Source organism: Roseivirga sp. 4D4 (genome assembly GCF_001747095.1).
Classification (GTDB): domain Bacteria; phylum Bacteroidota; class Bacteroidia; order Cytophagales; family Cyclobacteriaceae; genus Roseivirga.
On the sequence record NZ_MDGP01000001.1, the window covers coordinates 2,272,155 to 2,294,742 of the forward strand.

21 protein-coding genes are annotated in these 22,588 nt (G+C 41.7%); 10 read left to right on the top strand and 11 right to left on the bottom strand.

What is annotated here, in order from left to right; translation table 11 throughout:
• Positions 1-22 precede the first annotated feature (22 nt).
• From BFP97_RS09925 to BFP97_RS09935, 3 genes are all read left to right on the top strand, one after another.
• Complete coding sequence (locus BFP97_RS09925; protein WP_069842269.1) at positions 23-1,177, top strand: exo-beta-N-acetylmuramidase NamZ domain-containing protein; 1,155 nt, start codon at positions 23-25, stop codon at positions 1,175-1,177.
• Between the two features lie 143 nt (positions 1,178-1,320).
• Positions 1,321-2,241: a methionyl-tRNA formyltransferase gene (fmt, locus tag BFP97_RS09930; RefSeq protein ID WP_255399438.1), complete on the top strand. Its 921-nt coding sequence runs from the start codon at positions 1,321-1,323 to the stop codon at positions 2,239-2,241.
• On the top strand, positions 2,238-2,744 hold the full coding sequence (locus tag BFP97_RS09935) for a dihydrofolate reductase (RefSeq protein WP_221406598.1): 507 nt from the start codon (positions 2,238-2,240) through the stop codon (positions 2,742-2,744). Before fmt ends, BFP97_RS09935 begins: the two co-directional genes overlap by 4 nt.
• Before the next feature lie 476 nt (positions 2,745-3,220).
• Here the strand turns inward: BFP97_RS09935 and paaN are convergent, their stop codons facing one another.
• Complete coding sequence (paaN, locus tag BFP97_RS09940) at positions 3,221-4,888, bottom strand: phenylacetic acid degradation protein PaaN (RefSeq protein ID WP_069842270.1); 1,668 nt, start codon at positions 4,886-4,888, stop codon at positions 3,221-3,223.
• A 168-nt stretch (positions 4,889-5,056) separates the two neighbouring features.
• Between paaN and BFP97_RS09945 the strand changes: the two genes are divergently transcribed.
• From BFP97_RS09945 to BFP97_RS09960, 4 genes are all read left to right on the top strand, one after another.
• A complete protein-coding gene (locus BFP97_RS09945; RefSeq protein ID WP_069842271.1) occupies positions 5,057-5,818 on the top strand; it encodes a hypothetical protein in 762 nt (253 codons plus the stop codon).
• A gap of 6 nt (positions 5,819-5,824) precedes the next feature.
• Positions 5,825-6,676, top strand: coding sequence for a ChaN family lipoprotein (locus tag BFP97_RS09950; protein ID WP_069842272.1), 852 nt, complete (start codon positions 5,825-5,827; stop codon positions 6,674-6,676).
• 75 nt (positions 6,677-6,751) lie between these two features.
• Complete coding sequence (locus tag BFP97_RS09955) at positions 6,752-7,813, top strand: AI-2E family transporter (RefSeq protein ID WP_069842273.1); 1,062 nt, start codon at positions 6,752-6,754, stop codon at positions 7,811-7,813.
• 20 nt (positions 7,814-7,833) lie between these two features.
• Complete coding sequence (locus BFP97_RS09960; RefSeq protein ID WP_069842274.1) at positions 7,834-9,288, top strand: M20 family peptidase; 1,455 nt, start codon at positions 7,834-7,836, stop codon at positions 9,286-9,288.
• 47 nt (positions 9,289-9,335) lie between these two features.
• On the opposite strand, the gene BFP97_RS09965 is transcribed toward BFP97_RS09960, so the two are convergent.
• A complete protein-coding gene (locus BFP97_RS09965) occupies positions 9,336-9,794 on the bottom strand; it encodes a cytochrome B (protein ID WP_069842275.1) in 459 nt (152 codons plus the stop codon).
• A gap of 81 nt (positions 9,795-9,875) precedes the next feature.
• On the opposite strand from BFP97_RS09965, the gene BFP97_RS09970 reads away from it, so the two are divergent.
• Positions 9,876-10,913 carry a zinc-dependent alcohol dehydrogenase family protein gene (locus BFP97_RS09970; protein WP_069844269.1) on the top strand — a complete coding sequence of 346 codons (1,038 nt, stop codon included), beginning with the start codon at positions 9,876-9,878 and terminating at the stop codon, positions 10,911-10,913.
• On the opposite strand, the gene BFP97_RS09975 is transcribed toward BFP97_RS09970, so the two are convergent.
• From BFP97_RS09975 to BFP97_RS09985, 3 genes are all read right to left on the bottom strand, one after another.
• Entirely contained in the window at positions 10,914-13,301 is a 2,388-nt protein-coding gene (locus BFP97_RS09975; protein ID WP_069842276.1) for an ABC transporter permease, read from the bottom strand.
• A gap of 57 nt (positions 13,302-13,358) precedes the next feature.
• Positions 13,359-13,901, bottom strand: a complete 543-nt coding sequence (locus tag BFP97_RS09980; RefSeq protein ID WP_069842277.1) for a DsrE family protein — start codon at positions 13,899-13,901, stop codon at positions 13,359-13,361.
• A gap of 66 nt (positions 13,902-13,967) precedes the next feature.
• On the bottom strand, positions 13,968-14,522 hold the full coding sequence (locus BFP97_RS09985) for a DsrE family protein (RefSeq protein WP_069842278.1): 555 nt from the start codon (positions 14,520-14,522) through the stop codon (positions 13,968-13,970).
• A 140-nt stretch (positions 14,523-14,662) separates the two neighbouring features.
• On the opposite strand from BFP97_RS09985, the gene BFP97_RS09990 reads away from it, so the two are divergent.
• On the top strand, positions 14,663-15,268 hold the full coding sequence (locus BFP97_RS09990; protein WP_069842279.1) for a TetR/AcrR family transcriptional regulator: 606 nt from the start codon (positions 14,663-14,665) through the stop codon (positions 15,266-15,268).
• Positions 15,261-16,505 (top strand): beta-ketoacyl-ACP synthase II, encoded by a 1,245-nt coding sequence (fabF, locus tag BFP97_RS09995; RefSeq protein WP_069842280.1) that lies wholly within the window; start codon positions 15,261-15,263, stop codon positions 16,503-16,505. Before BFP97_RS09990 ends, fabF begins: the two co-directional genes overlap by 8 nt.
• On the opposite strand, the gene BFP97_RS10000 is transcribed toward fabF, so the two are convergent.
• The 6 genes from BFP97_RS10000 to BFP97_RS10030 all read right to left on the bottom strand — a co-directional run bounded on the left by BFP97_RS10000 (position 16,502) and on the right by BFP97_RS10030 (position 22,519).
• Complete coding sequence (locus BFP97_RS10000; protein ID WP_069842281.1) at positions 16,502-18,934, bottom strand: leucine-rich repeat domain-containing protein; 2,433 nt, start codon at positions 18,932-18,934, stop codon at positions 16,502-16,504. The genes fabF and BFP97_RS10000 overlap by 4 nt on opposite strands.
• Positions 18,921-19,754, bottom strand: a complete 834-nt coding sequence (locus tag BFP97_RS10005) for a hypothetical protein (protein WP_255399439.1) — start codon at positions 19,752-19,754, stop codon at positions 18,921-18,923. Before BFP97_RS10005 ends, BFP97_RS10000 begins: the two co-directional genes overlap by 14 nt.
• Positions 19,751-20,332, bottom strand: coding sequence for a hypothetical protein (locus tag BFP97_RS10010; RefSeq protein WP_069842282.1), 582 nt, complete (start codon positions 20,330-20,332; stop codon positions 19,751-19,753). The genes BFP97_RS10005 and BFP97_RS10010 overlap by 4 nt, the downstream gene beginning before the upstream one ends.
• A 21-nt stretch (positions 20,333-20,353) precedes the next feature.
• On the bottom strand, positions 20,354-20,851 hold the full coding sequence (locus BFP97_RS10015; RefSeq protein ID WP_069842283.1) for a hypothetical protein: 498 nt from the start codon (positions 20,849-20,851) through the stop codon (positions 20,354-20,356).
• 325 nt (positions 20,852-21,176) lie between these two features.
• Positions 21,177-21,968, bottom strand: coding sequence for a DUF6503 family protein (locus tag BFP97_RS10025; RefSeq protein WP_069842285.1), 792 nt, complete (start codon positions 21,966-21,968; stop codon positions 21,177-21,179).
• A gap of 119 nt (positions 21,969-22,087) precedes the next feature.
• Entirely contained in the window at positions 22,088-22,519 is a 432-nt protein-coding gene (locus tag BFP97_RS10030) for a lipocalin family protein (protein WP_170827446.1), read from the bottom strand.
• Positions 22,520-22,588: the final 69 nt, after the last annotated feature.

The following is a 22,588-nucleotide window of genomic DNA, read 5'->3' on the forward strand; positions in this document are numbered from 1 at the left end:
TCCTCAAATATAAACGAAGCGAATGATTCGACTACTGCTCGCCCTGTGCATTTTTTCTGTTTTTGCCTGTTCCAATGCGCAAGAACTCCAGCTTGGTGCAGAAAGAGTGGACGAATACCTGCCTGCTCTGGAAGGCAAAAGAGTTGCGCTAGTTGTTAATCAAACTTCAGTCATCAACAACACTCATTTGGTAGACACGCTGCTCTCAAGGGGTGTTAATGTTGTCAAAGTCATGGCTCCGGAGCACGGTTTTCGTGGAGAGGCTCCAGATGGTGCTAAAATCGATGATGCTAAGGATGAGAAAACCGGCCTGCCGATCATTTCCATTTATGGCCGTACGAAAAAGCCAAGCCCTGAAATGTTGGAAGATGTAGACGTCTTAATCTTTGACATTCAAGATGTGGGCGTTCGGTTTTATACTTTTATCAGCACCATGCACTATGTAATGGAAGCGGCTGCCGAGAATGGTAAAGAAGTCATTGTTCTGGATCGCCCAAACCCTAACGGCATGTACATTGACGGGCCTGTGAAAGATGACGATATCAAAGGTTTTGTCGCTATGCATCCCATACCCATTGTCCATGGTTTGACTGTGGCAGAATTGGCACAAATGATTAACGGTGAAGGTTGGCTGGAAAACGGAGTTCAAAGTAAGCTCAGGGTAATTCCTATGAAGGGATGGGATCATAACTCGACATACAGCTTACCGATTAAACCATCCCCTAATTTGCCAACCGACAATGCGATTGCACTCTACCCAACGCTTGGATTCTTTGAAGGCTCGGTTGTTAGTGTGGGTAGAGGAACCGACTTTCCATTTGAAGTAATTGGGCACCCTGACTATTCCAAAGGAACCTTTAGTTTTACACCTCAACCCAATGCAGGTTCGAAATACCCACCCATGGAAGGCAAACTTTGCCTCGGACAATATTTTGGAGATACGGAGGCACCTCATGAGTTGACGCTGAAGTATCTATTGGATTATCATGCTGACATCAAGGATGACACCACCTTCTTTCGGTCTTATATTGACTTACTCTCTGGCACTAAAGATTTTCGAAAGCAGGTAGAAGCAGGTTGGTCTGAAGAAGAGATTAAAGCCACATGGCAGCCTAAGCTTGAGGCTTATAAAGCCATGCGCAAGAAGTATTTACTTTACCCTGATTTTGAAGAATAACCACAGCGTCATGCCGGAAAAAAGGTCATATATTTGAAGTATGATCTTTTTATCCGGTATCTCTTCTCATAAATGAGATTCCGGATATTTTTCTTTTATGATGATTTTAAAAAGAAAAATTCCGGAATGACGGATTGAAATAGATGACTGATCTAAGAATCATATATATGGGCACACCAGAGTTTGCAGTACCAAGCCTGCAAATACTGGTAGAAAACGGTTACAATGTAGTAGCTGTAATCACTGCGCCAGACCGTCCCAAAGGTCGGGGTCAAAAGTTAGCAACGACTCCAGTGAAGGACTACGCTGTCGCTCAAGGAATCCCTGTGCTTCAACCTACCAACCTTAAGTCGCCAGAATTTCTAGAGGAGTTGAAAAGCTATAATGCTAATCTACAGATTGTGGTGGCCTTTAGAATGCTTCCTGTAGCTGTCTGGGACATGCCTGAAATAGGCACTTTCAACCTGCATGGCTCCCTGCTTCCACAATATAGAGGTGCTGCCCCGATCAATTGGGCCATTATCAATGGCGAAAAGGAAACTGGCGTAACCACTTTCTTTCTCAAGCATGAGATTGATACGGGTAATATCATTTTTCAGGATCGAGAGCCTATCGAAGAAGATGATACGGTTGGAGACTTATATGGTCGCTTAATGGAAAAGGGTGCCAAGCTGGTGCTCAAAACTGTGCGTGCCATTGAATCGGGAGATTACCCTCAAGAACCTCAGGATACAAGTCAGGAGATTAAACACGCACCTAAAATCTTTAAAGAAACCTGCGAAATTGACTGGACCAAATCTTCCGAAGAGGTTTATAATTTCATTCGTGGTTTATCGCCATATCCTGCGGCCTGGACACATCTAAATGGAAAGAAGTTCAAGATTTTTGGGGCCAAAAAATTAGACTTTACCAGCGTTGGTGAAGAGCCAGGTGACTATGAAACAGACAACAAGTCTTACTTGCATATCCAAACCGGTGGCAATGCAATAGCCATCACCCAACTACAAATGGAAGGCAAAAAACGGATGGACATCAAATCATTTTTACTAGGGAACACATTATGATCAGGACAATCGTTGTAGCCAAAGCCAAGAACAATGCCATAGGAAAAGACAATGACTTACTATGGAGACTGCCTGATGATTTTAAGTTTTTCAAGGAGGTTACTGTAGATCATTTTGTCATTCTGGGCCGTAAAACCTTCGATTCACTTCCAGGACTTCTACCCAGAAGAACCTTTGTCATCATCACCAGACAGCAGGACTACATAGCGCCAGAAGGTCACTTTGTAGTACACAGTCTGGAAGAAGCATTCGAGCTTTGTGAAGTCCAACATTCATTAAAAGAAGTCTTCATTATCGGTGGTGGTGTTATCTACAAAGACTCCATCGAGAAAGGCATGGTCGATAAAATGTTGATCACTGAAGTAGATGTAGAAATTGACGGAGCAGATACTTTCTTTCCGGACTTCGATAAAGAGGAATGGCATGAAGCTGGTCGCATTCACCATCCGACAGATGACAGGCATCAATACGCCTTTGACTTTGTGACCTATACGAAAAAATGAACTCCTCCCCTTGTAAGGGGAGGTGCCTGAAGGGCGGAGGGGTGTGAGATAGTTACACCAAAAAACCATTTTGATTACTGGAACCCTAAGAGAACAACTCTGCCAACTCCCTCGCCTGCGGCACTCCCTCTTCAAAGAGGGAGATTAATATTTCTAGCCGAAGACTTTATAATGACGAAAGTTGGCGGATCTGAGTGCGTGGAGATCCAACATCAGCGTGACCATCGACCGATGTAACCACTAGGGGCACAATTCCACTTCGATGGTTTTGATGCCTGCCTTTGTCGGTAGACGGGTTGGTCGTCTTTTCTTTTGGAGAATCAAAAGAAAAGTAAATTCCACTGAATCGCTTATTCTACTACACCAAAAACTATTACGGTCTTCAGGGGAAGAATTGACAAGAGACTACAAAAAAGCCACCCCTATCGAGATGGCTCATTACTCATTTACAATTACAATTATTAATTCTTGATTACCTACGCTGGCTCTCTCATTCCCACCCAAGTAAATCTACGATTCACATAATCAGGGTTAGTGAATGAAGCATTTCCGGCAGGGTTACCTCCTGTCACATGGAAGTCAGAGAATGCCGCATTTTGATTCACAAATATCTGTCCTACCAAGTTGAAAGAAACTGGCGTAGCTGCCAAGGACATCTCGTCTGCGATATATTCCTTCATTTCAGCATCGGTAGTATAAGCACCACAAGAAATGGCACCGTAAGACTCTGCCATTTCTTTAGCTAGGGCCACTGACTCTTTTGTGTCTTTCGTCTTGATTAAGAAAGCGATCGGTCCGAACATCTCTTTTGAGAACTTGTCTTTATCGCCTGCGGTCAATTCAATGACCGTAGGGGTTTGCGTTCTAGCATTCTTGAAATAAGGAATGCTTTGTTCAATATTTCTGGTTTCTAACCAAGTCTTCCCACCAATTGCTTTGGACGCTCCTACTGTTCTTTCAGCTGTTGCAGGGTTTTGGATAGTACCCGCTACAAATGGTCCGGCCTTAGGGTTGTTTATTAAGCCATCGGTAAAGTCGGCAAACTTTTGCGCCACTTCATCGAAAGAAACAACTCCTTCTGGCGTTTTAACCCCGCCTTTAGGGATAAAGAAGTTCTGTGGCGCAGTGCACATTTGCCCAGAATAAAGTGCTACTGAGAAAGTAATATTTTGAATGACCTTGTCAATGTTCTCAACTGAATCCAGAATGATTGAGTTTACTCCAGTCTTTTCGGTGAAAACTGCTTTTGGCAATGACTCAAGGTATGATCCAAATTCAGAGTTACCTGTGAAATCAACAACCTTAACTTTAGCATGCTCTGCAAGTTCTTTTGCCAGCGGGTTGGCCTTGGTGTCAACAGCTAATTGACAAGTCTCAGGATCAAATCCTGCATCTCTCAGGGCATTTCTAATCTCAGCCACAACAATTGCCATTGGCAGGATTGCGCCTGGATGAGGCTTAACAATGACAGAATTGCCCATCATCAAATCGGCATAAACACCCGGTACTGAATTCCATGTTGGGAAAGTAGAGCAACCAATCACAAGACCAATTCCTTTAGGAACCGCCCTCCATTCTTTGTTGATTACCAAGTCGTACTTACCCATAGGCTTGGTCCAAACATTAGACTCAGGGAAACGACCTAGTTCTTCATAACCAGCAGCGATAGCTTCTAAGGCACGGTCGGCAGCATGCGGACCTGAGGCCTGGAAAGCCATCATATAGCCCTGACCAGTTGTATGCATTGTAGCATAAGCGTTCTCGAAGAAACGCTTCGAAAATCTTTCTAACGAATCGATCAGCACGGATGCTCTGTCATCTTTGGAAACTTTTCTCCAAGAATGAAAAGCGCCTTCGGCACGTTCGATCAGTGTGTCCACAGAAAAGGCCGGGTATTTGGTTCCCACTGGTTCCAAGAAATAAGGAGAATCTTCTTCACCGACCCATTCACTTGCTCCTTCTTGCTTTAATTCTTCAAAGTTTCCTTTCCTAAGGGCTTTGAATGCATTTTTTCCATCCTCATCCGCAGTTTCTCCATAGATTTTTGGAGATGGATGCTCAGGATATTGTGCGTGAAAAACACGAGTATGCAAGGCTTCAATGGCCTTGTCTAAGATCTCTTTTTGTGAAGATGTTAATCCCATAACTAACGTTTGTTTGGCTTCGAAATTAAGATAATGCTTTGAGAATTAACAGACATGAATTGCTATTGTTAGACCACTAATAAGAAAAGAAGCATTCTTTATGATAAAGCTGTACCTCTTATCTACATTCCTCACGTCCTTATTAGAGTAAGTCCATTAAATTCAAGCATGAAAAACATACTGATCACTATTTTCCTCTTCTCTTGCTTCACTGCCTTCTCCCAAGAAGATAAAAGGACAAAAATCATTGTTCGAACAAAGGCCAAAGACGCTAAATTCATTGGCACCAGTATGGGTGGCTCTATGATAGTACTGAGAGATGCACTCACGGATGAGGTTCTTGCCAAGGGCCTCACTTCAGGTGGAACAGGTGATACCGACCTCATTATGAAAACTTCTCATGAAAGAAACACCGATATCACAACCGGTGCTGCCTTCTATGAGGCGAGTCTTTACTTAAGCAAACCACAGTACATTACCATTCAAGCCTTATCTCCACTTAACCATGAGGAAGCTCGAATCTTTGCCCAAACACAAGTCTGGATGATTCCGGGAAAACATATGGATGGAGCAGGTATCACCTTAGAGATTCCCGGTTTTGTTATCGATGGCCTCTATCCACAAACCCATCAGGGATTTTCACTTGAAAAAGATAAAACAGTAGAAATCAAGGCCAATATGGTCATGATGTGTGGGTGTACTATTTCCAAAGGAGGCTTGTGGGATTCTGAAGAGATAGAAGTAGAAGCAATGATATACGTCAATAGCAGGTATTGGAAAACGATACCCATGTCAATTTCAGAGGCCAATAACTTTACCGCACAGCTCACTCTTGAGCAGATCGGTAACCATGAAGTAATAATTACCGCCTATCACCCTCGATCTAAGAATACAGGTGTAGATCAGTTAAATTTCAGAGTATCTAATTAATTGAGCATGCGATTTTTATTAGCCCTTAGCATCTTACTTTTTACGGCTCCAATCTTGGCCCAGCAAAATGGTCCTTATGTAATCTACAATGCCAAGGGCAAAAAGGTGTCCTATAAAAAGATGCTCAAACAACTTGAAAAACCAGATGTAATCTTCTTTGGTGAACAGCACAATAACCCAATAGCCCACTGGCTGCAATTTGAGGTGACTGCAGCGCTACACAAGAAAAGAGATTTGGTTCTGGGTGCTGAAATGATTGAAGCCGATAATCAAGATGAACTCAGGAGTTATCTCAAGGGTAAAATTGATGCGAAAGGACTAGATACTCTGGCTCGACTATGGAAAAACCACCAAACAGACTATGCACCCCTTGTGAATTTCGCGAAGGAGAATAACCTAGACTTTGTAGGAACAAATATTCCCAGAAGATATGCCAATATGGTCTACCAAAAGGGCTTTGAAGTATTGGAAGGTCTTACAGACGAAGAGAAATCATGGATAGCACCTTTACCGATCGCTTTCGATCCCGACCTTCCTCGTTATGTAAACATTCTTAGCATGATGGGCGATCATGGTACACCTAACCTGGTCAAATCCCAAGCTTCAAAAGATGCTACGATGGCACATTTTATTTACGAGAACCATCCTTCAGGAAAACTATTTATCCACTACAATGGCGCATACCACTCTGATTATTATGAAGGGATTTTATGGTATCTCAATAGGCTAAATCCATCAATCAAAGTACAGACGATATCAACTGTGGAGCAGGATGACATCACCAAGCTTTCGGCCGATCACATTGGGAAAGCTGACTTCATTATCTGCGTTGATGCCAATATGACGAAGACCTACTAGCGGACAAAAAATAGTGATTCTCAAAACATTAGTTGCCCATAATCGGTATACCTTTGCGGCAGCAAATTCATTTGAATGAACGATCGCAGAACGACCAATCTCCTACTTCTTATTATTGTGATTCCTTTGGTATTCTACATGCTGAAGACCTTGTCGTTTATCTTCATTCCACTTATTTCTGCAATGTTCATCGCCTTACTCTTTTTGCCGTTAATGCGGTGGCTAAAAAAGAAAGGCAGTCCAAAAGCACTGAGTCTAATCATCGTCATTCTGATTATTGCGGTTTTTTTCAAACTTGGTGGTGAGCTCATCCAGTTATCGAGTAAAGAGATTCTGTCTACTGATAACGCCTATTTCGATAAGGCCAAAGTCAAAATTGCTTCTCTAATATTCTCAGTAGAATCTTTCTTTGGCGTGGACTTTCTTCAGGATGAAAACGCTTTGGCTTCTCTTATCAACAAAGAGACTTTGAGCAAGAACTTTGCTCCTACCGTTGGTTTTATCACCGATACACTCACCATGACCTTGTCATCAGCATTTATGGTCATACTACTTTTAGCAGGTTCTGTAGATATTCAGAAAGTACTTCAAAATACCATCTTCAAGAAGCAGTTCTCCTCAGTGAAAACCTTTATGAAAATCGAGAAAGACCTGATCAAATTCATCAAAGTCAAATTCTTTATCAGTCTCTTTACCGGCATAGGAATCGGTCTTGCCTGTTGGGGTTTTGGGGTCAGCTTCCCGGTTTTCTGGGGTCTGTTTGCCTTCGCCATTAACTTCCTTCAACTGGTAGGTTCGGTAATCAGTGTGATACTGTTGGCTATCTTCTCTTTCGTGGAGATAGAAGTAGCTTCTTATCTACTCTTTTTTGTAATCACTATAACCGGAGTTCAAGTGCTCTTTGGAGGAATATTGGAACCCATATTCATGGGCAAATCATTTTCCATTAATGTAATTACAATCCTTATCATGTTGATGCTTTGGGGTTTTGTATGGGGAATTCCAGGTTTGATCATGTCTATACCGATCACGGTTTTCCTTAAAATCCTTTTCGATCAGTTTCCAGGCACCAGGATCATTTCAAGTTTGATGGCAGGGAATTCAGAAGGGATTAAGGTGAAAATCGGTAAATTGTAGGTCGTACTGTCCTGCTTTTTATGAAAAAGATTTTTCTCGGTATACTGATCGTCCTTTTACTTTTTGTTGGCTTCATCTTAGTAAAAACCCTCACATTCAGTTCGAATCAACTACAAGTCGATCCAATCGAAAAGATCGAGATTCCCGATCTGGCTATACAGCATTTGCAAGAAGCACTACGGCTGAAGACGATCTCGTTCGAGAATGAAAGTGATTTCGATTCTATGGCTTTTGAGGCATTCAATCTTTTATTAAGTAGGAACTATCCCCTAATAGACTCTCTGCTCGATCATGAAGTATTTAGTGAATACAGTCATCTTTATAAATGGCAAGGATCAAATGCTTCCTTGAAGCCCATAGTACTTATGGGACATATCGATGTTGTTCCAATTGCCTCACCAGACAAGTGGACAGTCGATCCTTTTGCCGGAGAAATAAAGGATGGCAAGATTTGGGGTCGTGGCACCATTGACGATAAATTTTCAGTAATCGGGATTCTAGAAGCTACAGAAATGCTTTTGACTGATGGTTTCCAACCCAAAAGGACTGTCTATCTTTCCTTTGGTCATGATGAGGAAATAGGAGGTGATAAGGGCGCTGTCTTGATTGCAGAATATTTGACTCAACAAGGCATTGAAGCAGAATTTGTCTTAGATGAAGGGTATGCCATTACCCAGAAACTTATACCTGGTATTGAGCCTGACGCAGCACTTATTGGGATAGCTGAAAAAGGTTCGACCACAATAGAATTCACCGTTGATATGGAAGGCGGTCATTCTTCACAACCCGCCAAAGAGACAGCTATTGATGTGCTTTCTAATGCAATGGCAAAACTGAAAGCAAACCCACTTACTCCGACACTATCTGAACCCATGCAAGGGTTTATGGACCAACTAGGTCCTGAAATGGGTTTTGTTAATAAGATGGCCTTTGCCAATAGGAGTATCTTCAAAGGAATGATCATCAGCACCTACGAAAATGCTAGTGGGGCTGGAAACGCATTAGTCAGAACAACCACTTCTCCAACCATCTTTGAAGCAGGAATTAAAGAAAATGTAATTCCCACTTATGCCAGGGCTGTCGTCAATTTTAGAATCATTCCAGGGCAGACAGCAGATAATGTCATGGGCCATGTGGTTTCGGTAATTGATGACGAGCGTGTGAAACCAAAGTTTTATGGATTTAATACCAATCCGTCTGCTGTCTCCCCTATAGACAATGATGGTTATGGATTCATCAACAAAACGATCAAACAAGTCTTTGCCAATACGCTGACTGCTCCTAATCTTGTAATAGCAGCTACAGACTCCAGGCATTTTACGGAAGTAAGTGGCAATATCTATCGGTTTGTCCCCTATCACATCAATGAAAACAACATCAATACCTTTCACGGCATCGATGAACACATTCCAGTCGAAGACTACAAAGACGCGATTCGATTCTATCGGCAGTTGATTATAAATAGTAATCAATAAAAAAGCCCCGAGTTATCGAGGCTAAGCATTCAATATCATTCACCGGGCTAGAACCAACCAGCACCTAAATTTCTAAATGGCCAAGGAATAGAAGCCAAAATCAGAATTAAGCCTATCAGATAGAAGGTCGCCACAGCACCAAATTTCTTTGCATCACTCGCTGCTCTTTTGGCCTTACTGTAACCCACAGTGATCAAAGCAATGGCTATCAACATTAGTGAAATATGTTCGACTGTGTAGAATCTTAACATAGAACTTTTCATAAAGCCTTCGGCAAAAGAAACCTTCTTAACTACTTCACTACTAGACATATTAATAAAGTAAAGCGCAAGACCTACCAACAATTGAATGTGCGTAAACACCATTGCAAATAGGGTGATCTTCTTATCCTTAGCAGTCCAAATTCCAGAGCTCTTCTTAGAAAAAGCATTATAGATAGCAGCAATTAATAGAACAAGCACAACCCATCTAAGGCCTGAATGCATGTGTAATAGTCCGTTGTACATAGCTTAAAGTTTGTTCCACAAATAAAGCACAGAAAACTGATAATTGTTTGTTTAATTAGACTCCGTTCAGACTCAATGCCAATGAAAGCCATTCTCTACACAAAGTTTCAAGGCCCCGTTACGATCGAAAATCTTCCTGATCCTACGCCAGTAGCAGGTGGTGTGGTACTGAAAGTAGAAGCTACAGGCCTTTGCAGGTCTGATTGGCACGGGTGGATGGGGCACGATAACGATATAGAATTGCCACATGTTCCAGGTCACGAGCTGGCCGGAACGGTAGTTGAGGTGGGAAAGGGTGTTTCCAAATTCAAGATTGGAGATCGGGTCACTGTTCCCTTTGTTGGTGGTTGCGGCAAGTGCCCTGAATGTCATTCTGGAAATCATCAGGTGTGTGATAATCAGTTTCAACCTGGTTTTACACATTGGGGTAGCTTTGCCGAATATGTGAGCATTCATTATGCCGACATCAATCTCGTTCACCTTCCAGAGGAAATTACCTTTGAAACCGCTGCCAGCTTAGGATGTCGGTTTATCACCTCCTACCGAGCGGTGGTCTATCAAGGGCAGGTCAAGGCCGATCAATGGGTGGCCGTGCATGGATGTGGTGGTGTAGGTCTTTCTGCCATTATGATCGCCAAAGCAAAAGGCGCCAAGGTAATCGCAATTGACATTAATGAAGAGACTCTAGCAATTGCCAAATCTATCGGTGCCGATCATTGCATCAATGCGAATGATATCAATCCAGTAGAGGCTGTCAGAGAATTGACCAAAAGAGGTGCACATGTCTCCTTAGATGCGCTCGGTAATAAAATGACTTGCTATAATTCAGTCGCAAACCTTCGGAAAAGAGGAAAACACATTCAAGTAGGGCTTATGGCAGGAGACGATTATGATCCCAAAATCCCAATGCACTTGGTAGTCGCTAACGAGCTCGAGGTTATCGGTAGCCATGGCATGCAAGCACATGTTTACCCCGAAATGCTTGAAATGATCAAAGAGGGAAAACTGGCTCCCGAACAACTCATTGGACAACTCATCTCTTTGGAAGAGGGAGCACAATTACTCCCTAAAATGAACGAGTTCAAGTCTCAGGGAGTAACGGTGATCAATCAGTTCTGATCATTCATACCTCAACGACTCCACTGGATTCCTTCTTGCAGCTACATAAGTCTGACCAATCACGGTGAGCAATGCAAGGACCAAAGTCAATAGGCCGGCCCCTCCAAATAACCACCAACTCAGGGTAGTTTGATTGGCAAAATTCGCAAGCCAATCATTCATAAAATACCATCCTAGGGGGCAAGCAATGACAAAAGCAAGTAATACCCACTTGACAAAGGACATACTCAATAACCTGACGACTTCAAAGACATCTGCACCAATGACTTTCCTAATACCGATCTCTTTGATTCGCTTTCTTGTCTCATATAAGGCGAATGTAAAGAGGCCAATAGAAGACAATAACAGACCTGTCAGTGTAAAGAGAATAAAGGTCTGAGAAAGTTTCTTCTCGCGATCGTATTGAGCTTTAACCTTGTTTTCGAGTATGGTGTATTCAAAAGTGCGTTTAGGGTTCACCTGAGAAAATAGTGATCCGATGTTGTCGATTGTCTCCTTGAATCGTTCACCATTGAGCCTGACTAAAAATTGCTTCTCAACATCATTGAAAAAAGTCATGATCAATGGTTCTACCTTTTTGGAAAGGTGTTCAAAATGAAAATCCTTTACCACACCAACCACTTGCCATGGATCCTTCTCTCCACTCCATGAGCTACTTGCAATTTTAACACCTTCGATATTCTCAATTCCCCAGTAGTGCATTGCAGCTTCATTGATCACCACCTTGTGTTGTCTTGACTTATCCAAAGAATCCGTGAAAAAGCGACCCTTTACCACCTCTAAGCCCAGGATATCTTTATAAGTCGGCTCCAGGCTAATCATATTCACTTCGGTGTACTCATAATTGCTATTCGCCAATTTCCACGACATGGTAGATGAATTACCCTCCACAGGTAAGGGTCCTTGAGAAAAGGAGACAACCCCCGGAATCTTCATCAGCTCACTTTTTACCAGCTTATAATCTTCTCGCTGCTTCAGTTCAAGCTGCCTGGTTATTTCCGGATTATCAAAATTATAGGGCACACGCTCAAAGAAATTGACAGCTACTACATTCTCCTCTTGATAACCTAGTGACTTATTCTGCATATAGTTAAACTGCTTAAAAACAACAGCTGTAACTATGATGAGCGTGATTGCCAGTACATATTGAACCGTAGTAAGCACTTTACCAGCATTCGAACGCTTTCCTTTATTCAGATTGCCCAAAAGCGCTTGTGAGGTAATAACATTGGTAGTCTGAAAGAGTGTAATAAGTGCCGAGATAAGTGAAAATGCAGCAATACCAACCGTCAAAGCGATCAGAAACTCAACTGTGGTAAAGTTTTGACTAATTCCCAGAAAGGCTAGGTAGTATGGCTTAACTAACTCAAAGAGGAAGAAGGTCAAGGCAAGGCATACCAAAGCATAGATGGATCGATTAACAATTAACTCAAGTCTAAAATCCGACCTACTCGCACCATTTACCTGTTTGATTCCTCTGGTTTTCAGTTGAGACAGCGCTAAGGTCGTCTGAAGGTTAGTGAAATTAAAGATGCTAACTAAAAGCACTACAATAGCGACTAGAATCAAGGTATCCACCTCATCCCTATTGCCGAACTTCACGAACATATCTTGTGAAAACTTGTGATTAAAGTACAGGTCCTTAAATGCCACAGTTGACATGATACTTTCTTTGAATTGGGGGTGATTTCGACCTACATGTTTAAAAGCATCGTCAAAAGCTGCCTTGTCAAAATCATCTTCCATTAGCAAAAACTCCTGAGAAGCAATTCCCCACCAAGGATGCATATGGGAGGGCACCATGAAATCAAAATTGATGGAGCTGTTAGAAGGAATGTCCTTCATAATCGCCCTCACCTCAAAATACCCTGTTCTATCGCATTCAAGGTAGAGTGTTTGACCAATCGGATCTTCATCTCCAAAAACTCTCCTTGCCATAGATTCGGTCATCACCATGCTGGTAGGATCTTTCATCACATTTTCCCGATGGCCCTCAAGCAATTCAAAATCAAAGAATTCAAAGAAGGTACTATCCGTCACCAAGCCTCTTCCACGATATTCAACTTCACCCTTTACCAGTTTTATGCGATTCTCATTATACAATGAGGTACTCAACATGCTGCGTACCTGAGGGTAATCATCATAATTGACCTTAAAGAAGAGCTTAGCCCCGATAGGACTAATCTGATCGACAGGGCTTTGCTGCGCAACCGTCATATAGATATTGTCTATATTTTTATGAAATCGGTCGGTAGATAATTCATTATCCACCCAAATGTATATCAGTAGAGCACTGAGTAAGCCCACCACCATACTAGTGAGGCTTCCAAAGGCGATCAGCTTGTTTCTAAAGAGTTGTCTTAAGGCAAATTTGAAGTGATGTTTCATAGTTATAGCGGTTTACTAAACTATGATGAACCTCAATTCGAAATAGTTGGATTGAAGCTAAAATTTCAATGCCGCATAGCCCTTCAATTGATAGGTGGTCATTGTGGTAAGCATAGAGGTTGCGGTTTCCAAACCTGGTGCCAGTTTCGTGTGATCGATATTTCTACCCATCATGGATTGAGAGCAAACAAAGATTTTAACACCAGCTTCCTGGAGTTCTTTAAACAATGGAATGTGAGGATTATCAATACCATACTTCTCGTTATACTTTTCATTATTCAACACAGACCAAACAGCTCCACCATGAATGGCAAGCACCACTTTCATATTCTCTTTTTTCACACCTCCCATACCATGCAAATTCAAGAGTCTTGCCACATTGGAAATTGAATAAAACGGGTCATCCACTTTTGAAGAACCAGTAGCGACATCTATGATTACCTTATACTCCATATTCGGATCAGGCTTCTCAGTAGCATGGGGTGCATCGAAAATCCCTCCATAACTTTTGATTATCGGGTTCACCATTTCTTGTGCTTCAATAGCATTGACTGCAAACAAGAAGATTATTACGGGAAGAATTAGTTTAATACGGATCATAGGATGACTAATTTATCTTGATCACTCAATAGAGTGAATTTTCAAGACTTAATCAATCATTCTTTTTTAAGATCCACCCATCTTGAAAAATGAATAACCTTTGAGTTGATAGGTGCTCATTACGGTCAAAGCGGAAGTTGCAATTTTCACCTGAGGAACGACATCTTCGGGTTGATGCCCAAACATGTTCAAAGATTGACCACAAACGATCATCTCCACTCCTGCTTCCTCTAAAGCTTCATAGAACTTCACATAGGGACTCTCCACTTTATACTTCTTCTCATAAGCCTCTGCATTGATTACAGAGTTAGTAGCCGCAGCGTGAATAACAACAGTTACATTGAGGTTCTCGGGTTTAACTCCACCAATGGCATGAAGGTTAATCAAGCGTGCCACATTATTAGCATAAAAGTTCAAGCGTCCAGGCTTCTTCATGTCATGGACTATTTCAATTAAAATCTTGTACTCCATATCAGGATCTGGAGTCACTGCCACATTCTCTAAATCCAGAATTCTTCCATAATCTTTGATGATTGGGTTAGCCCACTTCTTGTCTTGTGCGAAAGAGGCACTAGCAATTGAGAGTAGAAAAAATGTGAGGGTAAGTGTCTTGATCTTCATGTGATGGATTTAGCAAAATAATTACGAGATAATCCGCTTCGATATCAAACCGACTGTGGAAAACACTGTGTTATAACGAGTGCATTGAAATCAAGTTTTACTTGCTATAATATACCAATTGGTATATTTTTAGCCTTGAAATGAAAAAGTCAGATAGAACCAAGGCATATATCATTGAAAAGGTAGCTCCTATCTTTAACAAAAAGGGGGTCTATGGAACCAGCTTGTCAGACATGACTGATGTTACGGGTCTAACAAAAGGCGCTATCTATGGCAATTTTGCCAGTAAAGATGCGCTGGCAATGGCCTGCTTTGAATACAATCTGAGGTTTCTTCAAAAAGGGCTTTACAAATCCATCGCCATCAATGGTAGCGCCATTGATAAACTTGGTGCTTTAGTGAACTTCTATCAACAGCATTACGGTGATGTAGCCGAAAATGGCGGTTGCCCATTAATGAATAGTGCTATTGAAACTGATGATGCCCATCCTCTGTTAAGAGACAAGGTTCAAACAACCTTCAGCCTTTGGCGTAAAGAAATCACAAGTATAGTGGTAGAAAGTCAGCGGAAAATGGAGATTAATCCTTTGGCTGATCCATCCCGTTTTTCGAACACATTCATTGCAATGCTTGAAGGCGGTATTCTGGTAGCGAAAACAATGGATTCGCCAGAATACTTTAATGAGGTGACGAATAGCTTGCTGACATTCATTCAATCGAATTTAGAAATTAAGAATCATGCGTAGAGTAGTTGTAACAGGAATGGGAGCTCTGACTCCTATAGGAAATAACCTTGAGGACTTTTGGACAAATCTAAAGAATGGTCAGAGTGGAGCTGCGCCCATCACAAGATTCGATACATCCAAGTTCAAAACACACTTTGCCTGTGAGTTGAAAGACTTTGACCTTAACGATTACATTCCAAAGAGCGAGTCTAGGCGGTATGACAAATTTACTTCCTATGCACTGGTAGCTGTTGAAGAAGCGATCAAGAACGGTGGAATCGACTTTGAAACGCTTGATCGAAATAGATTTGGTGTTATTTGGGGCTCAGGTAATGGGGGGATTGAAACTTTTACCGAAGAGATGATAGAGTTTGTAAAGAATGGTGAAACCCCTCGTTTCAATCCGTTCTTCATTCCGAAAATCATTGCCGACATTGCTTCAGGAATCATCTCCATTAAATATGGACTCAGAGGACCTAATTTCACCACAATATCAGCTTGTGCGACTTCCACAACCGCAATAATCGATGCCTTCAATCACATAAGATGGGGCAAAGCCGACATGATTGTAACAGGTGGCTCCGAAGCTCCAATTACCATTGCTGGTCTGGGTGGCTTTAATGCCTCCAGAGCATTATCCACCAACAACGATGACCCCTCCGGGGCTTCGAAGCCCTTTGACGTTAATCGAGATGGTTTTGTTATGGGCGAAGGAGCTGGTGCATTGATATTGGAATCCCTGGAGCATGCCCAAGCAAGAGGAGCACACATCTATGGCGAAGTAGTCGGAGGTGGAATGGCAGCAGATGCTTACCATCTGACCGGCACTCATCCCGATGGTGAAGGCGCCTACCTAGGCATGAACGAAGCCCTAAGAGAAGCTGAAATTACGGCAAGTGATATTGACTATATCAACATGCATGCTACCTCTACTCCCATGGGCGATGTCAGTGAATTAAAGGCTATCGCGAGGGTTTTTGGAGAAAACCCAGACTTGAATATTAGTGCTACAAAGTCAATGACAGGCCACCTTTTGGGTGCCGCAGGTGCGATTGAGGCGATTGCAAGCATCATGGCAACAGTGGATGACATGATCCCTCCTACAATTAACACAACCGAAGTTGAACCGGATTGGGCGGATAAGTATGATTTAACCCTTGGCGAGGCTCAGAAAAGAACTGTCAATTACGCCATGAGCAATACCTTTGGTTTTGGAGGACACATTGCCACAGCAATTTTCAAGAAGTATAAAGCTTAATAGAAAATAACCTCAACCTTTGGTTGTGCTGCTTTGAGGGATGAGATGTCCTTTGCGTTTAGTTTGCTATTAAAGCAAATCACTTGTTTTAACTCTGGAAGCAAAAAGAGTCCATCAAGTCTGGCTACCCGGGTATTGGAGCAATCTACTACTTCGAGGTTTACCAGTCTTTCAAGGCCTCTCAGCCTTTTTACGGTAGTGCCTGAGAAATTAACTTTCTTCAGTTTTATCATCACCGATAAATCACTGAGGTCCGTGACAGCTGTATTACTGATATTCAGTTCAGTCAACTCCTCAAACCTTAATACAGAGTTCAAATCATTGAATGGAGTTTCTGTAATACTCAAACTAGTCAAGGTCTGAATATTGGGGAGTTCACTCAGACTAGTTAAACCAGTTCTAGAAAGTGTAAGTGACTTTAGATTCACAAGTTCTTCCAAAGACTCAAGGTCTTTCCCATCAATTGGTCCATTAACCTCTAGTACCTCAATAGCTACCAATGCATGCAGTTCATCGGAAGTCGGCTGAGCAGTAATAGAAGCGTTTTGACGGAAGACATCTTTCATATCTTCACTCAGACCATTCCACCAGCTCATCAGGGCGCCAGTCTGAAAACGCAATTTCAAGCCTGGAATAGTATTCAATAGAGCATTGGCATTTGGCTTAGACAATGCTGCTCCATCCACATTGAGATAACTCAGCTTAGTCAAGCCGTTCAATGATCGTACTTCTCTTACCCTAGTATTTTCAGCTTCGATTGTCTCGAGCTTAGTCAATAATTTTAGAGGACTAAGGTCAGTAACGTTAGTATTATTGAAGCGGATAGTAATGAGTTCAGTGAGCCGATCCACTCCCACTAAGCTGGTGATGTTGTTGTCGCTGGCATCCAATAGTGTAAGTTTGGTCAACCGACTCACAGGTTCAAGCGATCGGATTCCAGCATTTTTTGCATCTAGTTTATCAAGGTCAAGTAGGCGCACAAGTTCTTCTGTGGAAGGATTAGCCATATTAAGCTGCGCAGTTAACAGCGTTTGCCATTCAGGTGAAAGTCCCTCCCACCATGAAGCCAAGGAGGCAAGATCACGAATGAGGAGTGCATCATTGTTGTCAACAAAATTATCTATTTGAGCATCTTCAAGCCCGAGGCCTTCCACATACACTCGGCTTAAAGCCCTGATACCAACCAATGGTTCTATATCACTGACTTCGGTACTCGAAATATTTAGACGACTAAGGTTCTGAAGCGTAGCAAGGCTTTCAACACTCTTGACACTGGTGCCTTCAAGATTGAGTTCTTTGAGTTCTGCAAGTCTTTCGAAGCCATTTAAAGTGTTGATGTCACTTCCTTCAAGGTTTAGGTTTCGGAGATTTACAAGTCCCGAATAGTCAATGGAGTTGGTTCCAGTGGCTCCCTTCAAGTTAAGATCCGTCAGTGTTGTGAAACTCGAAATAAAAGATAAGTCATCGAATTGTGAACCCATCAAATTCAATCGCTTCAGTTTTTCAAAAAATCCCAGTACCGAGAAATCGGTCACATGGCTACTATGCAAAACCATATCTTCAATATCGGTGTGATACTTCAATGCACTAAGGTCGTGAACTGATGTTTCGGATATATCAAGCGTCTTTAAGCGATTTATAGAAAGTAGTGGACTAAGATCAGTGATGAAGGAGTTTGAAAGCTTTAGGTAGGACAAGTCTGTCAAAACATAAATAGGATCCAGGTTGACCACCTGACCATTGCCTGAAAGATCCAGTGAGTCCATTCCAGCAATTCTTGTCAATTCATCTACCGTTAGGCTATCGTCATATATGCCGATCTCATCTTGAAAGATCTGCTTCCAACCAACGGATAGATTCAGCCACCAGGCTCTCAACTGCCTTTCTCTGTCAATCTTATTAGTGTAAATACTAGCGACTTTTATTTCCCTTTGAGGACCGTCAAAATTGAGTTCGATGAAGCGCTGTCCGGAGATTTTAAGGGTATCATCGGCTATGCCAATGGCATTAAGGTTCCGAGTAATATCTGCCTTGAAATATGGAGTACTATCAGCAGTATAGAGTCTTTCAACAGAATTAATCTCAAAGTCAAAGACAACTTCCTTAAAGAAGAAGTCGATATCTTTTAAGTAGGCCTGAATGTCTTTGAATATCTGTGTTGAACGATCCTCTTGTAGATCATCTTCCACCTGAACACGATCGTCTATGAATAGCTTTTTATAACTCTCGTTGATAATCGTTTCCTTCTCTCGTGTTTTGGTTCGTTTCGAGCCGAGTAAGTTGAAATAATATTCCACTGCCTCTACCATGGCCATCGCTTGTTCCTTTTCAGGATCAGGCAAGGTATCTGTAGGCGTTTCCGTCTGACTAAAAGTACAGATCGAAACAAAAAGCATGATAACTGGAAGAAGGACCCTATTTCTGATCATAGATTATTTTCAATAGCTGTTCCTTTTGGGGCTTATTGATCTCGGTTAGGTCAGAGATTAACCATCCGGTATTATAGCCGGCTCGATTAAAATTGTTTAAAGAAAAATACCAGCCATCAAGACTGAAGAAATGGAAGTTGATTCGGTTAACAGTATTAAACTTCAGCAAGCCTTTTTTCACCTCGTAAATGAAAAGCGTCAAATAATCTGGCTCGTAATCTGCCAGAGTATACGACTCAGGACTGCCATTTTTCACCAAGGCTTTCCTAAGGTTCATAAAATCTAGTTCATGACTCATCGGATGCAAGAACTCCTTGGTTTCACCGCGTTGCTTGTCGAACATTTCTTTATATCGACCAAAAGACACTTTCGAAATCACCCACTCATAGCCGAGACCCTCCTGCTGCATTTGCATGTAAAGTGTAATTGCCTCTTCTCTACCCTCGTACTCAAAGGTGGTATTAACCACCGCAAACCAGTCTTCAGATCTCAAACCCAGAAACTTGGGTTGATCGGATTTGGTGGTATAGTTTATAAATCGGGTTTTTAAATCCTTAGAAATTTGCGCATACTCTTCATCGAAGAGCATACTGATATACCGCTTTCTCAATCTTGGATTACGATATTGACGATCACCAGGCTCAAGCTCAACACCCTTATTGTTCTCTTCACCATTAAAGCGTTTGAAGAACTGATTGAGCTGTTTAGTACTGGCCAATAGTTGTTGCTCAATGTCATAATCGTCATTAAGCACTTGGGCGTTGCCAATACTGACAACGCCACAAAGTAATATTATAAATACGCTTAATTTCTGAATCATACAGAGGTTTCTGATACTCTAATGTCTCCTAAAATCACATCCCAAAATTCTACAGTTCTGCCTGCGATTTGAGTCGACTTCTTTTCAACATAAATGGTGATGTCCTTTTTGGTTGTGTCTTTGTATTTGAGAAGATCACCGCTCTTTCCTTCGAACTTTTGGTAAACGGTCACAACTCCAACATATTTTCCATCGGGCTGTCTTTCCAAGTCAGAAATGTACTGAACATCGTACCATTCAATGGTCACCTTATCATAGTTCAGAGCCATTAAGCGCTTGAAGTATTCACGTACTTTGTAATATTCAATCTCTTCTGAAGCCAAAGAAGAAACACCCATTTCACTACCAGGTGCGAAGAGTTCTTCAGCACGATCCATAACGCGGGTGGCTTCTGAGAAAGGCGTGTCTTTGTTACCAATAATGCTAATGTATTTGCCCAGGTCCTTTACCTTCTCAAGGGCCAAAGAATCAATAGCCTTTTCTCTATTTGGATCAACCGCATTTTGGGCAGAAAGATTAACGCCTAGAAAACAGATAATTGCTAGTGTAATAGATAGTCTTGTTATATAATTTTTCATGATGTCTTCAATAAACGTGAATTACTTTTTAACGAGCACTAGTTCTTTAACCTTACCCTGAGCGTCCATTACCAACTCCTTCACTTTGTGAGGGTTCTTTTTCTGATCTTTTAGGTAGTTGAGGTACTTAGAAATAGTAGTAGGTTCATCAAAATCCTCCTGGCCATTTGCTGAATAAAAGATGATCAAAACAGGAGCATCAGAACTACCAAACATGCGAAGCGCTTCTTGAATGCTATTGTTAGCTGCGTTTGTAGACGATGCATTGGCAATACCAGAGAAATAAGAGTTCAAACTGCCTGTGATTCTCTCTTCTGCAGTTGGCTCTTTGGGTTTTACGATCGGCTCTGGCTCTGGTTCCGGTTCGGGGGTTTCAACAACAACAACCTCTTCAGGAACTTCAGGAGTGACATCTGCCACTGCCTTCTGGCTTTTACAAGAAGCAGTCATTAAGACAATAGCTCCGACAAAGGCCAAACCTTTGAAGGAATTAAAAAGTAGTGTTCTTTTAATTTTCATCTGTTATCAGTTTTGAACAAGCAGCGTAGTGCAACTCATTTTATTTTAATAATATGTTATACATAGAGTTCTCTACTTGAGTCGTAGAGATAAACCCGGTTGAGCAGTAGTGCCAACGGATTAGAGATAGGTTTATCAGCTTTTATACTGATTTCTAAATTTACGGGTTTAATCTGAAACTGTTGTAATGGATTCATTGAACGGTAACCCAAAAACATGATTTTTTTACCCTTTTTATGAAAATCGGGGCTTTTCGAAGGGCCAAAAACCAAAAAAGCCTCAATCTCAATGATCAAGGCTTCAAAAATTACTTAGTTTCTAGCTTCTATGTCGCTGGGTTTGTAACATCTTGAGCGCCTTCTGGCATGCTGAAATTATCCATAGACGGGTACTCCTTTGACACCTGAATATTCTCAAAAACTCTGGCTCCACCTCTAGGTTCACCAACCACGCCATCACTATATTGGTACCACTGCAATGAGCTTGGTAAAACAACCCCTTCAAACTCTTGCCAACCATCATACTTGATCAGGCTGAATCTATCGCTTGATTCATTTCTACCAAATGTTGCTGTGTACATAAGCCAATGCATTTGATTCGTCTCAGGGTCTGACAGCACGATATAGTTGTCTTTAGGAGAGTCACCGATACCATCTCCATAAGAGACCTTCACAGCATTGTAGCTTTTACCTTTTAATTCAATAGGCTCTAAATCCTCATAGCTGATACCAGGATCACCTACCACAAAAGGAAAAGAATAAAAGTAGAAAATGAGGTTATACCTCATTCTTTGTCTAGCAGCATTCTCACTTGGTGGATTCACCCATACTCTTTCACCGTCAAAACCCACTGTCTGGTTTTCAGACTCTATTCTAGTATATCGGTTTTGAAGTTCCACAATCGTATGCTGACCGCCATTGTCATAAGAAAGCGTCTTTAAGGCACTCCAGTTGTCGAAACCACCGTGGGCCTCGAATACTTTGGCAATTGATGCTATGTGGTGACCTGTATTGGAGGACTGGACTACTTGAGGCTCATCCTTTACCTCAGATTCATTTTTTGTCCCTTGGCAGGCCATTAAACCTGTAAGCAAACTAAAGAACAGTAATTTTTTCATGGTTGATTATTTTCCTGCAAAGATTGGCGAGACTGACTTTATATATTGTCAGTCACAATACCTTTTGACAAACCTAATAATTATTAGGCTTTGAAAATTACCACCAAAATAACTCAGGATTAAGAGTCTTTTGTCAGTGTTGTAGACACATCACATCCGGTCTCAGCCTCATTTCCTTGCAGGGTGAGCGTACCGCTCTCTATCTCAAAAGTGGCTACCTGTACGTCCATGTCTTCAGTAATGGTCATCTGGTTGCCTGATACCGTGTAAGTTCCATTATTAATGGTGGTCACGCCATCTTCCAAATCAGTACTCACAAAAGTTCCGTCAGCCTTAAACTCTACTTTTAGGCAGTCAGTAGAGGTACAAACCGGAGCAAAGGACAAATTTTCATCGGGATCATCACAGTTGGCAGCGCTAGCGAAAGTAACGGTCCAAATTCCGACTAATTCACTAGCATCATCTTCTGGAGTGCCACTGGGTTCATTGTCACAAGCGCTGATAAAAAGTACCAGTAATAGTAGGCCGATTATTCGTTTCTGTATTTTCATTTTTCCTAAGTTAATCATTCATAAAGTTTTTCTATCGTGGCTATCCACTAGTGAGAAGAGCCGCTATCT